Origin of the sequence: Deinococcus marmoris DSM 12784, from assembly GCF_000701405.1 — a bacterium.
Taxonomy (GTDB): domain Bacteria; phylum Deinococcota; class Deinococci; order Deinococcales; family Deinococcaceae; genus Deinococcus; species Deinococcus marmoris.
Genome location: NZ_JNIV01000062.1, coordinates 1 through 15,283, shown reverse-complemented (window position 1 = coordinate 15,283; position 15,283 = coordinate 1). Strand labels below are relative to the sequence as shown.

The window sequence follows — 15,283 nt, the reverse complement described above, 5'->3', positions numbered from 1 at the left end:
TTTGTACGACGATGAAGCCGAACGGGTCTACGAGACTGCTTGCCATCTGGTGCGCCAGGGCATCAGCGTCATTCCGACAGGTGGAGGCGTCAGCCAGGGGGCCAAAGAGCCGCACAAGCAGGCCCTGATCGCCTCCGGCCACACCTCCTTGAATGGCGACGGCGAACTCCGGGCCAGCTGGAAGCCCATGCAAACCCAGCTTCCCACGGCTCAAGATCTCAACATCTGGTACAGGCAGGTCCGCGCACGCGGCCTCGGCATGGTCACAGGCGAGCTGAGTGGCTTTGTCGTCATTGATGTGGACCCGGAGGGCCTCCCCCTGATGCGCGAGCTGGGGTGGAAACCGCACGTCATCTCACCCAGCGGCGGCGCACACCTCTATCTGCATCATCCCGGCTGGTATGTGCAGTCCAACGCTAGCAAGAACAAGAAGACCCTGCCCCCCGGCTTTGACGTGCGGGGCGACGGTGGCTACATCATGTTCCCGCCCAGCCGCAACCGCCAGGGCTTCTACAGCCGTACCGATCAGCGCCCGCGGCTCAGGATTGAGGAGGTGCCGGAGACTGTCACGGTGGCAGGGGAGACCTACCGGTTGCGGCAGGCGTTGGGCCTGACCCCACCCGCACCGCAGGAACCCAGGAGCGCCGAGCGGCCCAGCTCCCAGCTCTTCTACGCCGACGAGGAACGCTGCCCCATGTTCCTGATGCTGGACCGGGCCGCCGACTATGCGGCGGACAGCCGGAACAAGGGGGCATTCATGCTGGGGCTGTGGGCTAACGCCAACGACTACAGCGTGGGCGAAGCCCTGCATGCTGCTGGGGAATACACGGACATGGTGCAAGGCGTGAAGCAGACGCCCTTCACTTTAGACGAGGCCCAGAAAGCCGTTGCCAGCGCCTTTACCTACCCCAAGAAAGACCGCTGGACGAAGCGGGAGGAGACGTACTCCTGACCACCCTTGACGAGAAGTTGGAGCGTTACGCCATGCTGAGAGACACCCCCCTGGGCTTGCAGGCCGAGAAAGACGTCCTGGGTATGGAGATCAAAGGGGCCAGGCTGAGCGGGGCGCGGCCAGAGTGTGAGCTGTGCCGCGCCCGCCTGCAAACCACCCGTACCCCGACATACCCGGTAGACCGTTTCCGCGAGGTCTACGGGGACGCGGCCACCTTTGAAGCGGCCCGAATTGACAACAGGCGGGTTAAGGAGCTGGTCAAGGCCGGGGATCTGGACGGCGCACCACTGGAAAATATCGCTCTGATGACGGACCGCCACGCCCTTTATCTCGCGTCCAAGACCGAGGAACAGACGGTCTAACTCAATCCACACCAGGCATTGGACACTCTGACGTGGTCTGGCCCTGCCGGACCATCCCTTGACCCCCTCAGCCAGGGCGGCGCAGTAGCCGTCCCCAGAACACGCTCACCACCTGAAGGCTTGAACTGGCACTCTCTTCCACAGAGAGATTCCGGTCAGTGTGGCCAGGGTTTAATAGAACGATGACGGCGGCGCATGACGACCTCGAACAGGCCTGGAGGCTGCGGATGAGTTCACCAGCCGTGGCGCGGGTGCTGGCTGAGGCCCACCTGCCCGCGCCTGAAGCCCGCGTGATTCAGGCTTATCTGGCCTGGCGTGCAGGCGCTCACGACGCAGCGCTTGAGGCGCTGACCGTGGCCACAGCGCAGTGGCTCCCACATGCCCCCACCGTCTGGCACGCGCGGGCCGTGGGCGTCCAGGGCGATGTGCTGCTGGGGTTGGGACAGGGACAGCAGGCGCTGGCCTGTTTTGAGCAGCAACTTCTGTGGGGCCGGGCCGTGGGGGACGCCGAGATGCAGGGGCTGGCCCACAACGATATCGGCGTGCTGCTGATCTGGGACGATCCAGATGGCGCGCGGCAACGCTATCAGATGGCCTATGACGTCTTTCAATCGGCGGGGATGGTCCACCGCGCAGGACTGGGCCTGTCGGCTTTCAATCTCAGCGTGGCCTACCACGAGCTGGGTGATGTCCCCAGAAGCGACGCGCTCCTGGCACATGCCGTGGAGCTGTTGCACCAGACCCAGGCCTGGCCGTACTGGGTGGGGGTCATGTCTCAACAGGCTTTGCGGCTGGCCGGGGCAGGGCAGCTTCAGGAGGCCCGCTGCCTTTCGCTGGACGCTGAGGCCTCTCAGCCAGAATTGCCGATAGACAGTCTGCGCACGCTCCAGTTCTTCCGCGCCAAACTGGAGGTCCAGCACGGCAATGCCCATATGGCCCTGGCGCTGCTCAAGACCCTGCAAGCCTGGGTTGATACCCGGCAGGACATGCTGGACGATTACCTGGATGTCCGGGCGCAGGCCCACCACCGCGCCGGGCAGCCGGACGAGGCGTACCTGACCATGCGTGAACTGCTTGAGGCGGTGCGCTGCCGCCATGACCAGGAACGCACCACCCAGCTCAAGGCACTGGAGGTGCTGGCCCGTCTGGAAGACACCCAGCGCGTTGCCGCAGAACTGTGGAAGCGGACTGCTGCACTGGAAGTCCTTCACCGCGAGGCCAGTGAACTTAGCCTGACCGATGACCTGACCGGGCTGGGCAACCGCCGGGCATTCATGCAGTGGAGCGAGCTGCGTCACCAGCAGGGACAGCCGATGGTGATGGCCTTTATTGACCTGGACCACTTCAAGGGCATCAATGACCGTTGTGGACACGCAGCCGGGGACCAGATTTTGCGGGATGTGGCGCGGCGGCTGCGCCAGTTCACCCGGTCAGACGACCTGCTGGCCCGGTTGGGGGGAGATGAATTTGTGGTGGCCCGCATCGACAGCGGCTGTCAGGGACTGGCCGGAGATATGGAGGGACTGCGGGCCGGGTGCGAACGCCAAGGCCAACAGTCCTGCGGGTCAGGGGAGCTGGGGGAGCCGGTGACGCTCAGCATTGGGGTGGTTCAGGCGGCAGGCACGCTGGCCGAGGACATGCGCCGGGCCGACGAAGGCATGTATCAGGCCAAACGGGCGGGCGGCAACCGGGTGCGCGTCCTCGAATAACAGCAGGGGGCCAGTGGGCGCGTCAGTTCAGCATCTTGTGGGCGCGGGTCTGGGCGTCCCACTCAGCTTTGGTGGGAATCAGGTCAGGCAGCCGCTCGGTGGTCACCGGATAAGACTGCACGGGGGCAGGGAAAAACAGCGCGCATGTCTGACGACGACCCAGGGCAGTCGCCGACAAATCCTCAATCAAACCAGAGCTGTCTCTGGAGACGCTCCTCTCTCTATGCTCTGACTCATGTCTTCCTCCATTCGCATGGCGCTTCTGCTCGTCTCGGCCCTGACAGGTGCAGCGCTGGCTGTCCCTCTCAAGAACACCCAGGCCCCGCTCACTGCCGATGTTCCTGCGGGCTGGGAACAGCGGCCCTACCCAGGTGGCCTGCCCGGCATCACGGTGGTGGCCCCCGGCACCCCTCCGTCCGCCGTCCTGCAACTGTTCTACGCCCCGTATCAGAGCAAGGGCAATGACGCTGGAGCTTTAAAGGAGTTCATCGGGGGCGTCGAGGAATCGCTCACGGGGGGTGGACTGGCCACCCTGAAGCGCGTGGGTGACCGTCCACGCACAGCGGGCGGGATCAAGGGCACCGAGCGGGTGTACGACTTGACCCTCAAGGCCAATGGAGCCGTGGTGCGCTTGCAGTACTGGTATGGGGTGAGCAAACGCAACCTGCTGAGTGTCCAGTTCACCACGGGACCCGTTGCCACAGCGGCCCAGCGGGGCGCATTTGACAAGGCGTTGGGTTCGCTCAAGCTCAAGTAGACAAAGAAAAAGCGGCCCAGAAGGCCGCTTTGATTCCTTCAATATAGGGTGGTATGCAGCCGCTGTCAACTCATGCGCCCCGATTCTTTTCTCGGCGCGGTGACTGCGTCTGATACAGGCTTTTTCCCTCTGCCTGGATAGAGCGTGGACATGGGCGTCTGTATGCTTGACTGGCAGACATGATCAATCTTGACGGCAAGGTGGTCCTTGTGACCGGGGCCTCTCGCGGCATTGGCGCAGTCTGTGTCCGCAGTCTGCTGGATGCGGGCGCGTCGGTGGCCGCCCACCTGGGCCGCAGCGGACAGGGCGGTGAGGCGCTGATGGAGGAATTCGGTGCTAACCGGGTTCATCTCCTGAGTGGTGATCTGGCGCGGGAAGGGGAGGCTGTCCGGTTGTTCCAGGCCGCCGCCGCGTGGAAGGGCCGCGTCGACGTGCTGGTGAACAACGCCGGAATCGCGCCGCCCGTGACCGTGGACGATCCCCTGGACGCGTGGTCCGCCGTCTGGCGAGAGACCTTGCAGGTCAACTTGCTGAGCGTGGCCGACACCTGCCGGGAAGCCATTCAGCACTTCCGGGGTCAGGGTGGCGGCATCATCATCAATATCGCCAGTCGGGCGGCCTTCCGGGGAGACCAGCCCAACGCCATGCACTACGCCGCCTCGAAAGGCGGCGTGATCGCCCTGACCCGCTCGATTGCCAGAGGCTTTGCCCATGAAGGCGTCCTGGCCTACGCGGTGGCCCCGGGCTGGGTCCGCACCGAGATGGCCGAGGCGTACCTGAATGAACACGCCGCAGAACTGGCCCAGGAGTTCCCGCTGGGGGACGCGGCCCCACCCGAGGACGTGGCCGCCACTGTGGTCTTCCTGGCCTCCGGGCTGGTGCGGCACATGACCGGGGCGACGCTGGACATCAACGGCGCGTCCTACGTGCGTTAGCGTGAGGCATGGCAGCGGAGCAGCACGAGGAGTTGGGCATCAGCAACATCACCATTGACGGCATTGAGGGAAAACTGGCGCGGGTGGAGCTGCCGGATGGCACCACGCAGGACTGGCGGCTGTCGAGCCTGCCCAGAGGGATTAAAGAAGGTGATGTCATCAGGATCAACGTGCAGGGTGGCGACATGGACCTTGAGATTGACCACGAAGAAACGGACCGTAGACTCGCCCTGGGCCAGCGGCAGCTCGACCGCCTGAACGCTAAAGCGCCCGACGGAGACCTTGACCTGTGAGGCGCGTCCTGATGCTGGCCGCCCTGCTGGGTGGGGGAGCTATTGCCCAGACCGCACTCCCTGGCGTGCTGACCATCCGCTTCCTGGATGTCGGGCAGGGGGACGCCGTGCTGATCACCGCTCCTGAAGGCCAGAGCCTGCTGTACGACGGGGGACGGTCTGAAAAACGCATGACGCAACTGCTGACTCAGTACGGCGTCAAATCCCTGGCTGTCGTGGCCGCCTCGCACGCCGACGCGGACCACATCACCGGACTGATTCCAGCAGTCCAGATGTTCAAGCCTAGGTTCTTCCTGAACAACGGCATTGCGGCGACGACGCAGACCTTCGGCAAGTTGACGGCAGCGGTTCAGGCCGCTGGGACCCAGGGGTTGCTGGCAAAAGATCAGGTCATCAACCTGGGCAGCGTCAAAGTCACTGTCCTACCGCCTCCACCGAACATGCCCAGAGGAGACCAGAACCTGAACAGCGTTGGCCTGCTGATCGAATACGGCGCGTTCAGGGCGCTGATGACGGGCGACGGCGAGACAGCAGAAACGCAGGGCTGGCTGAGGGCTTACCTGGCCAGCAAACTCGGGCCTATCGACGTGTACAAGAGCATCCATCATGGGGCGAAGAATGGGGACAACCCCGCGTGGTTGAAAGCGGTGCGGCCCAGCAACGTCGTGATCAGTGTCGGCCCGAACAACTACGGGCATCCCACCTCGGAGGCGCTGGCTCTTTACAAGGGCATGGGCGCAGCCATCTACCGCACGGATCTCAACGGCGCGGTGACCATCACCGTGCAGCCCGGCGGCAAATACAGCTTGATGGCCGAGAAGGGCACGGGGACGACACCCCAGGCAGCTCCCCCACGAGTGACGCCCCAACCCGTCCCACGGGTCACCCCCCCAGTGATCCCGGCCCTCCCCAGCTCGGTGACCTATCCCAACTGCGCCGCCGTGCGCGCCGCAGGCAAAGCGCCGCTGCTCTCCGGTCAGCCCGGCTACAGCCGCAAGCTGGACCGCGACGGCGATGGACGGGCCTGCGAGTAAATGGCGAGTTGAGAAGAATGCCCACCGCCTCTGGCCTTTAACATGGGCAGGATGACCGCTCCGCTGCGCCTGGACCGGGGAACCCTGGTGATGTCAGCGGTTCCCACCTGCGTCTCTGAATTCTTCACCTGGGATGCCCGCAGCCAGAACCACCGTGCCAGGGGGCAGCATTACCGCGCCATCGTGGAGACGTTGCGGGCACAGGGGGTGACTTTTAAAGACGACGCGGCCAACTTCGCTAAACTCGAACTGTCGGTGGCCCGTGAGTTGCCGCCCTACGCCCACCAGCTCGGCGCGCTCAAAGCCTGGAAGGAAGCAGGCAGAAGGGGGACCGTCGAACTCCCCACCGGGGCGGGCAAAACGCTGGTGGCCCAGCTCGCCTTGCGAGACACCCCCAGAAGTGCGCTGATCTGCGTGCCGACGCTGGACCTGTTGCAGCAGTGGTATTCGGGACTGGTGGCCGCTTTTCCCGATGCCAACATTGGCCTCCTGGGCGGGGGCAGCCATGACGACACGCCCATTCTGGTGTCCACCTACGATTCCGCTGCCATCCATGCCGAGGATCTGGCCGGGAAATACGCGCTGCTGATCTGTGACGAATGCCACCACCTGCCCAGCGACTTCACGCGTGTGATCGCGGAAATGAGTCTGGCCCCCTACCGGCTGGGGCTGAGCGCGACGTTGAAACGCAGCGACGGGCGGGAAAGAGACCTCGATATGCTGCTCGGCCCGGTGGTCTATTCCTGCGCCCCTGAAGACCTGGCCGGAACCACACTGGCCGATTACCGCGAGGTGGTGATCAAGGTGCGCCTGAGCGCTGGAGAGCAGGCCCGCTACGACGGGCTCATCGGGCAGCGCAACCATTTCCTGCGCCTGAACAACATCAAACTCGGTTCGCTGGACGGCTGGAAGCAGTTCATCATGAGCAGCGGTTCGCCTCAGGGCCGGGCGGCCATGCTGGCGCACCGCGAGGCCCGGTCACTGGCCTACGGCACCGAGGGAAAGTTGCGGGTTTTAGAAGAGATCCTGGCCAACCACCCGAATGAGCGAACGATCATCTTCACGGACGACAACGCCACGGTGTACCGCATCAGCCGTGAATTTCTGATCCCCTCCATCACGCACCAGACCCCCACCAAGGAGCGGCATGGGGTACTGGAACGCTTCCGGGACGGCACCTACCGCATCCTGACCACCAGCCGTGTGCTGAATGAGGGGGTGGACGTGCCTGAAGCGTCTGTGGGCGTGATGCTGTCGGGCACCGCCACCGAGCGTGAATACATTCAGCGCCTGGGCCGCATTCTGCGCAAGGCCAAAGGCAAGAAGGCCACCCTCTACGAAGTGGTCACCGAAGGCACCTCCGAGGAGCGCGTCAGCCAGCAGAGAAAGGGCCAGTGGAAGCCGCAGCAGTCTGCCCCCACCTGGGAGGACATCAATGCTTCCGACTGAACTGCTGATGTTCAAGGTGAAATCGGGTTTAGTCGAACCCCGGCGGCTCAAACCCACCACCACCAACCTGAAACTCGCCGAAACGCTGATCTCCCTGTTTGAAACGCATGTCGGCAAACGTCAGTGGGAACTGACCGAGGAAGTGCGGGCGCTGGAGGCGGGCCGCGCCGATTTCCGGGTGCTGCGCGGTCTGTCGCATCTGCTGGCCCAGCGGGGAGAGTTTGAAGCCGGGGGCAATCTTGCCCCCCCCGCCGTGCGCGAGAAGGTCTTTGCGCTGGCCCAGGGTCATCCCCCCAGCCGCCAGCGGACAAAAGACATTCTGGAGCAGGCCGCGCGGGCGCTGTCCACGGAGACCCCTTTGACCTCGGCAGAGGTGGCGGCAGCCCTCTATGCCGATCTGCCCGACCAGCAGACCTTGATCGCCTTTGATCCTTTAGACCCCCTGGACCTGATTCAGCGTTTTGATCTGGCCCAGGCCCAGGGGATGCTCTACCGCGCCTTTCAGCTCGTCATCACCGCCCGGCGCAACGAACCCGCCCGCTACAAGCAGCTTTTACGCTACCTGAAACTGTTTGGCCTGATGGTCACGGTGGAAGGGGACGCGGATCATGGTTTCACGCTGACGATGGACGGTCCTACCAGCCTCTTTTCCGGGACCACCCGCTACGGATTAGCGATGGCGAAGTTCCTGCCTGCGTTATTGCACGTCACGAAGTGGGATCTGAGCGCCGCTTTGAAACCCCGGCGTGATCTGGCCTGGGTGGACCCGAAAGACGAGGAATGGTCTTACCAAGTCACCAGTGAGGACGGCTATGTCAGCCACTACAAAGCCCCAGAGGAACACGACAGCGCGCTGGAGTCTGGTTTTGCCGAGCGTTTCACCAAGCTGGAGACGTCATGGATTCTGGAGAGGGAAGTGGACCTGGTGCCGGTGCCAGGCGGCGTGATCCTCCCCGACTTCCGCCTGGTGGACGGCGAGCGCAGCGTGCTGATGGAGATCGTGGGCTACTGGAGGCCCGAGTACCTGAAAAAGAAGTTCGCCCTGCTGAAAAAGTCAGGGCGAACGGATCTGATCGTGTGCGTCTCCGAGCGGCTGAATCTGGAGAAGGCCGGGGTCAATCCGGCGGAGTTTGGAGACCGGGTGATCTGGTTCAAGGGCGTGCTGGACCCGAAGGCGGTGTTGGCCGTGGCCGAGCGGATCGCCGTGACCACCTGACGTCTACATCGCCCCTTCGAGCCAGTCGAGGGTGAAGAAGGCCGCGCCAATCAGCGGCCCCAGCCCGTGCAGGGCCTCGGCCTTCAAGTCTCCCCAGTCGCCCAGCAGTGGCGTTTGCGCACGAAGGAACGCTGGTACGGATATACCCCGCCTGCCCCGCAGCAGTCTCTGGGCACTGCTGCAAGTCCCTCCCACCTCCTGATCCGCCGACACACTTGAGGGTTAACTCTCCTGCGGAGTGTGGTAGGCGGTCGCCCCCAGCAGCCTCTACGTCACCTGAACCGTGCTGGTGGCGTCTTCACACCCACGCTGTGGCGTCCATTCACTTCCAGACCAGCGCATTGAGGATGTTGCGGGCGTTGCCGAAAACGCCGTAGCTCATGCCGCCCAGGGGATTGATGTGCTGTCCATTCCACGTCATGGCCGCCGATGGTCCGCCGTCCAGGCGAATGGCCCCGTTCAGGTACCCCAGCCCCTCGAACACGCTGCACAGGTCCCGCGAGGTGGATGTGCCGCTGCTGGTGGACGACACCAGGGCCATGCGGTTCAGCCCGATTCCCACAGCGCTCCAGCGTTCCAGGGTGCTGGCGTCCTGATTCGGGTTGCAGGCTCCGCTGCGGATCACAGACGTGGTTGAGCCGATCACGTTGTAGTTGTGCGTGCCGAAATTCAGGCTGCTGCTCGCGCCGACAAAGAACTCCGCAGACGTGCCGCTGGCCTGTCCCGCCGCCTGACGCTCGAAACCCAGGATGGCTTCTGTTGAGGAGTTCGTCTTGCGAACCGTCCCTGCCGTAATCAATGTTCCCAGCGGGGTGCCGTACCCGGTGGAGTAGGCCGTTCCCTTGTCGCCGGACCAGGTGAAGCCGTTGATGGCCACCGCTGCGCCTGTTGCGTGCGAGGTGATGGGACGCAGCACATATTTGCCCGGATAATCCACGCTGGGCGTGACCGGCAACTCCACCGTCCGGCTCCGGTTGGCACGGTTGATCAGTACGATATGCACGTAGGGGGCCACGCTCTCGCAGTCGAAGATCCGCAGGGCGTCGGTGCCGTTGGTGAAGAACTGCTCGTATTCGGCGCGGCGAGAAATCAGCCTGTTCTTGCAGGTAGAGGTGTTCTGTGCGCTCAGTTGCTGGGCACCCAGCGGAATATTCTGAACCGGAAGGGCAATGCGCTGGCCATCGCTGGTTTCCACCACACTGCGGTCTGTGACCAACTGGGCAGACTCCAGATTGGCGGCCTCAAAGGTCAGGGTGTTGCCCTTCATGGTCATCTTGGGCGAGGAGCCGTCTGCCAGTTGCACCCGGTAGTCCGCGGCGGTCAGGTCCTGGGCCAGGCGTTTGTCATCGATGTTGACCGAAACTTTCATGGGGGCGTTCATCTTCATGGACGGCCACACGGCCAGCCGGGGCATCACGCCTCCAGTGTCTTGCAACTCCAGTCCGAACACCTGGGCATCCGTGGAACCGCCCGCCGCCATCGCCAGCCCCATGGCTTCCCCGGCGGGCCACGCCGTGGCCCGGTCCGGGCGGTAGGCCATCACGGTGGTAGAGGAGGCGGGCAAGCTGGCGGCCCCGAGGAAGGACACCTCCATCGGTGAGGACGCGTTTTCAGGGACGGCCTTGAGGCTCAGAAAGATTTCCTTGCGTTCCCCGGCCTCGACGACAATCGGTTGACTTAACCGGATGGTCTTGAAGGCCACGGCCTGTCCCAGCTTGGGGTCTGGCTGCACGATGATCCGGTCAATCTCGCCGGGAACCACCGCCACGTCGCTGAACATGACGCCCCGGCCACTGCCGTCATCTGTTGCTGTGACCGAAGCGGCGCTGCCCGCGGTGGTGCAGGCGGTCCCGCACAGTAACACCTGCCGGACGCCGATGGCGGGCAGGTCTGGCGCGTCGCCTAAGAAGGAGACCCGCACCCGCCCCTGCGCCGCTGTCCCCTTGACCGCGTCATAAGGGGCGGCCACGCTGCCCACCTGCTCGTTGAGCAGGGCCAGGTCATAGGGATCGCCCTGCACCTCGGGCGAGCGGCCACAGGACAGCAGGGCGGTGAGGGAAAGCAGAGGCAGGACAAGGCGAGATGACAGTGACATGGGGGAGACCTCCAGGTGAGAGAGCAGGATCAGGTGCCGACTGTGAACAGAGACACCTTAGAAGAGGTTGGGGCGGCGGGGTTCCCGTTCTGCTTAAGGAACTCTCTGGGATGGCATGGAGCCGCGCAGTGCGGGCACAGGAGGGGTCAAGGTGACTGAACGGTGACCCTGCACCAGCGCACCGAGACCGCTGAATTTCTCTCGGCTGCTTGAGTTGGACCACAGCCCCTCCGACGACGCGCCCAGCCCGCACCAAGGCACGATCTGGCCGATGACCTCGGCTGCCACGAGGAGGCCAGGGCGGGCGTGTGGGAGGCATGGTTTATGGAGTTCAAGCCCGCCGACTGGGACGCAGCGGAATACTGACTGGACGCAGGGTTTTTAGAAACTTGCCCGCAGGGACGGGCGGCATAAAGCTGGGTTGTTACGGTTCAGAATTGTCTGCACGTTCGGATGAAGCGGCGGGCGCAGAGGGTGATTGCCTTTCGTCCCCTACCGGTGGAGTAGTCGGTGCAACCGTATATCTCGATTGGACGAGCAAATTCAAGGTTGTCATCGGCGCGTTGGGCGGTGCCAGAGGACATTTAATGTGATGGGCAGCGGCGATTGCAAACGCTCGGAACCTGGTTCTGATGCCTGCTTGGTCTTGCTAGGGTTTTGTGGAGGGGGAGTTCAGCCTGACTCAGACTGGAGACGCATAGGACTACCCCGAAGCAGCAGTACACTGCCGAATTCAAACAGCAGGCCGTTTTATAGCGTAGGGGACGGCACATACCCGGCTATGACGACTCCCAGAACGCTGTACCAGGCTTAATGAATCGGTGGCCCAGTGGGTTGAGGCGCACCTCCACGGTCCCCAGCAGAGGCCGAACAGAGAGAACTGGCGACTGCCATGCAAGCTCACGCTGCTGTCTCCAACCTAAACCAACCGGTACTCAACTGCTTTCAGAACCGCGCGGGTGCGGTCACGGACGCCCATCTTGGACAGGATGGTGGACACGTACCCCTTGATGGTCCCCTCGGTGGTGGTGGTCAGGCCGGCGATCTCACGGTTGCTGAAGCCGCCCGCCATCAGACGCAACACCTCCTGTTCACGGGTGGTCAGCACGATGGACCTGTCCCCCGCCGCCTCCCTGTCCAGGCACAGTTCATCCACGCCCCGCTGGACGTGATCGGTCAGGGTGGGTTGCAGCCAGCGTCCCCCGCCCGCCACCGTACGAATGGCCTCCAGGAGTACGGGCAGCGCCACATCCTTGAGGAGATACCCCTTTGCGCCCAGTTGCACGGCGGTCAGCAGCAGTTCGTCGTCGTCGAAGGTGGTCAGGATCAGGGTGGGCACCAGGGGAAGGCCCTGGAGCTGTGCAGAGGCAGAGAGTGCGCGCAACACCCCCAGGCCGTCCAGGCGGGGCATCCGGTAATCGAGCAGCAGCACGTCAGGCCGCGCGTCCGGGACGGTGATCAGCGCCTGCTCCCCGTTCTCGGCCTCGGCCACCACCAGCATGTCCCCGGCCAGTGCCAGCATGCTGCGCAGGCCCTGGCGCACCAGGGTCTGGTCTTCCACGATGCAGATTCGGATCATGACACGCCTCCCACTGCGCCGTAAATCGGCCCGCTGCTCAAGACTTGCCCCTCCACCGGAACCGGGCCGGGCAGGGGCAGGCGCGCCAGCAGTTCCAGCGGTTGACCGGGACGCGCGCGCACCTCCAGTGTGCCGCCCACGCTTTCCAGGCGCTCACGCATGCCGTTCAATCCACAGCCAGGCTTGAATTTGAGGCTGCCGTGGCCGTCGTCGCGGGCGTGCAGGGTGAGCTGGCGGCCCCCACCAAGCGGGTTCACACCACATGCAAAATCCATCCACACCTGCCGCGCCCCGGCGTGCCGCACGGCGTTGGTCAGGCCCTCCTGTACGGTCCGCAACAGCACCTGGGACCGCAATGGACACGGCACGCTGAAGCCAGGCGAGAAGTTGAGGTGAACGGGCAGGGACGCCGTGCGGGCCAGCGCCTCGATCTCGGCCTGGACATCACAGGGCGCGGCCTCCCGCATGCCACGCACGGCAGTTCTCACGTCGCCCAGCAGCGTGCGCCCCAGCTCTCCAGCCTGCTCCACATGCGGGCGGGCCGGGCCGGAGGGCAGCAGGTGCAGCGCAACTTGCAAGTTCATGCCCAGCGCGGTCAGGTGGTGGCCCATCAGGTCATGCAGCTCGCGCGAGATCTGAAGGCGCTCGGCCTGACGGCTGGCCTCGGCGAGCAGGGCGCGGGTGGCGCGCAGTTCGTTGACCACCACGGCCAACTGCCGCCGTGCGCGGACCTCCCGCACGGCAGTTTGTGCGGTGGTGACGGCGAACAGTTGAAAACACAGGTAGCCGGTGCCATAAGACCAGGCGTCCGGGGCATTCCAGTAACTCAGGTAGACGCCCATCAGCCCCAAGGTCTGGGCCGCCACCCACACCAGCGCCCAGCGCACCGGCAGGGTTAACGCCACCTGGGCCGCAATCACCAGCAGCAGCCCGGCCAGGACGCTGTTGCCGTCCAGCAGCGCGTTGCCCAGCAGGGCCAGCACCGACTCCAGCGCCGCCAGGTACAGCGCCAGCCGCTGCCACCGGGGCTGGTTCGGCAGGGAAGTCGCGGTCAGAAACACGGTGATGAAGCCCAGCATGACCAGCGTCCAGGGCAGCACCTCCCCCTGGGTCAGTCCTTCGCGGCTGGGGGGAGCCAGCAGCGAATGCACCAGCAGGGCCAGCCACAGCAGCAGACCCGTCCAGCGCACACCCCGGCGAATTTCCGAGAAGGGATCATCGGTGGGGTCATGAGGTGCGGCGGCCTGGCCCGCATGAGATGGACGCCAGCGCGGCCAGAAACGCGGTTTTAAGACCGTCAAGGCGTCAGGTGGGGAAACCGGCGGGGGAAGCAGAACAGTCATGGTGGCGGCCTCGGCAGAGAGGAGGACCAAAAAAGGTGGCCTGGCCGGAAGCCATGGGCAGAGCGGGCGCAAGGATGGAGGTGGACCGCCCCCACTTTAAGCGGTCTGGACCTCTGGACCCACCGCCTTTACACCCGGTTCAAACCGTCAGGCGGGAACAGAACGATGAGACTCTGTTCCCGCCCGACGGCCTACCCGGTGTTGTCTAGCGGTGCCACTTGGTCCAGCCGAACGCGCTGCTGACCACCTCGTAATACGCCTGAGCGGCGGCGTAACAGGCCGGACGCGAGTACCAGCTCTTGGCGTTGCACAGCCCCCGCATGTTGCCCAGGAAGGCCGAATCCGTTCTGGACTTGTTGTAGGGCCAGTAAGGAATGGAGATCAGCTTGGGCAGGTTGCGGTAGCCGAAGTCGTGGACGTTGCAGGCGCTACGGAAAAAATCGCTGTAACCCAGGCCCAGGCCCCGGGGGGCGCTACAGCCGTCGTTGTTCCAGTTCAGGCCGCTGTAGTTGGGCGAGCGCCTTTCTGCGGCGTGGTAGGCAATGCTGCCCCAGGCGACGCCCTGGGCGTAGCCCGCCTTGCCGCTGGCCTGGGCGCTCAGGCCCGGCTGACCCATCTGGAGGGCCAGCGCCTCAGCGTTCAGGCCGCTGTTCGGCAGGCCGTAAGCCTCCTGGAGACCCTGGAGCAGCAGCGGATCATTGGCGTACGCCTTGAGGATGGCCTGGGTGTCGGCGTCTTGCAGTTCGGGGCGCTGGGCGAACGCGGCGATCTGTTCGGCCACCGTCGGTTCAGTCGTTGCCCCTGGTCCTGCGTTCGTGGCTGCCGGCGTGGGCGGCGTCCCAGCGGTGTTTCCCTGCGATCCACAGGAGGTCAGGACGAGCGTGCCCAGCAGCAGATACCCGAGTCCGAAATTTTTCATGGAATTGGTCATGGTGGAGCCTCCTGGGGAAGACCGCGCGCCTTTCGGTGGTGAAAGGGGTGCTGGGGTGAAGTCCGGCAGCCTCTTCCCGGCCCACGGCGGTGATCCAATGCCTCCGCGAGGGTCTGTGGAGAAGAACGGAACTGTGGAACTGAACAGAGCTTAAGCGCCTGTCCCCCGTTCGCCCACTGCCGAAAGTTAGCAAAAAAATAAAGGAGAATTTACTTATTTCTCATTTTAGTCCGATGATTTATAGAGGGGCAGTCTGGGTTCATCAAGCTGTCACTGGTCATGCTCCACGCCGCAAACAAGGGGCTGACCCACCACACCTTCCCAAGGCACGGCCTGTCATGCGGCCTGCCAATCTCACATTCACAGCACTGGTCGGTGCTCTGACCCAGATGCACGCAGCGGATCATGGGAACGCCGACGACGCCCTCAGCCTGGAGCAGCGTACCTCCTGGCTGCGATCAGGAGGCCAGGGCCAGCGCGTGGGCGGCGTGGTCTACGAAGTTGACCCCCTTAGTTTGAGGCGCTGCTCGTCTGGGTAGGACCACAGAACGGCGTGGAGTCGTGGTCAAGCGGCTTGAGGAGGCGGCAACCGAAATAAGAGGAGTTCTTCCATCGTCCAGGGATGATC

General features: G+C 64.1%; 13 protein-coding genes. 9 read left to right on the top strand and 4 right to left on the bottom strand.

Features of this window, described 5'->3' with window-relative positions:
* Position 1: 1 nt before the first annotated feature.
* From Q319_RS25625 to Q319_RS0114590, 9 genes are all read left to right on the top strand, one after another.
* Entirely contained in the window at positions 2–952 is a 951-nt protein-coding gene (locus Q319_RS25625) for a bifunctional DNA primase/polymerase (RefSeq protein ID WP_162178659.1), read from the top strand.
* 32 nt (positions 953–984) lie between these two features.
* Complete coding sequence (locus tag Q319_RS0114630) at positions 985–1,314, top strand: hypothetical protein (protein WP_245619259.1); 330 nt, start codon at positions 985–987, stop codon at positions 1,312–1,314.
* 227 nt (positions 1,315–1,541) lie between these two features.
* Entirely contained in the window at positions 1,542–3,023 is a 1,482-nt protein-coding gene (locus Q319_RS25620; protein WP_051655411.1) for a GGDEF domain-containing protein, read from the top strand.
* A 235-nt stretch (positions 3,024–3,258) separates the two neighbouring features.
* On the top strand, positions 3,259–3,780 hold the full coding sequence (locus Q319_RS0114615) for a hypothetical protein (RefSeq protein ID WP_034415252.1): 522 nt from the start codon (positions 3,259–3,261) through the stop codon (positions 3,778–3,780).
* A 179-nt stretch (positions 3,781–3,959) separates the two neighbouring features.
* Positions 3,960–4,715 carry an SDR family NAD(P)-dependent oxidoreductase gene (locus Q319_RS0114610; RefSeq protein WP_029483219.1) on the top strand — a complete coding sequence of 252 codons (756 nt, stop codon included), beginning with the start codon at positions 3,960–3,962 and terminating at the stop codon, positions 4,713–4,715.
* Between the two features lie 8 nt (positions 4,716–4,723).
* A complete protein-coding gene (locus tag Q319_RS0114605) occupies positions 4,724–5,008 on the top strand; it encodes a DUF3006 domain-containing protein (RefSeq protein WP_029483218.1) in 285 nt (94 codons plus the stop codon).
* Positions 5,005–6,042, top strand: coding sequence for an excalibur calcium-binding domain-containing protein (locus tag Q319_RS0114600; RefSeq protein ID WP_029483217.1), 1,038 nt, complete (start codon positions 5,005–5,007; stop codon positions 6,040–6,042). The genes Q319_RS0114605 and Q319_RS0114600 overlap by 4 nt, the downstream gene beginning before the upstream one ends.
* Before the next feature lie 51 nt (positions 6,043–6,093).
* Positions 6,094–7,491, top strand: a complete 1,398-nt coding sequence (locus Q319_RS0114595) for a DEAD/DEAH box helicase family protein (protein WP_029483216.1) — start codon at positions 6,094–6,096, stop codon at positions 7,489–7,491.
* Positions 7,478–8,707 (top strand): DUF790 family protein, encoded by a 1,230-nt coding sequence (locus Q319_RS0114590; protein ID WP_029483215.1) that lies wholly within the window; start codon positions 7,478–7,480, stop codon positions 8,705–8,707. The genes Q319_RS0114595 and Q319_RS0114590 overlap by 14 nt, the downstream gene beginning before the upstream one ends.
* 322 nt (positions 8,708–9,029) lie before the next feature.
* Here the strand turns inward: Q319_RS0114590 and Q319_RS0114580 are convergent, their stop codons facing one another.
* The 4 genes from Q319_RS0114580 to Q319_RS0114565 all read right to left on the bottom strand — a co-directional run bounded on the left by Q319_RS0114580 (position 9,030) and on the right by Q319_RS0114565 (position 14,655).
* Positions 9,030–10,802 carry a phosphodiester glycosidase family protein gene (locus Q319_RS0114580; protein ID WP_029483213.1) on the bottom strand — a complete coding sequence of 591 codons (1,773 nt, stop codon included), beginning with the start codon at positions 10,800–10,802 and terminating at the stop codon, positions 9,030–9,032.
* A gap of 919 nt (positions 10,803–11,721) precedes the next feature.
* The gene (locus Q319_RS0114575; protein ID WP_029483212.1) at positions 11,722–12,381 is read right to left on the bottom strand and encodes a response regulator; all 660 of its coding nucleotides are present in this window, start codon (positions 12,379–12,381) and stop codon (positions 11,722–11,724) included.
* Positions 12,378–13,724, bottom strand: coding sequence for a sensor histidine kinase (locus tag Q319_RS0114570; protein ID WP_156039363.1), 1,347 nt, complete (start codon positions 13,722–13,724; stop codon positions 12,378–12,380). The genes Q319_RS0114575 and Q319_RS0114570 overlap by 4 nt, the downstream gene beginning before the upstream one ends.
* 205 nt (positions 13,725–13,929) lie before the next feature.
* A complete protein-coding gene (locus Q319_RS0114565) occupies positions 13,930–14,655 on the bottom strand; it encodes a phospholipase A2 (RefSeq protein WP_051655409.1) in 726 nt (241 codons plus the stop codon).
* Positions 14,656–15,283: the final 628 nt, after the last annotated feature.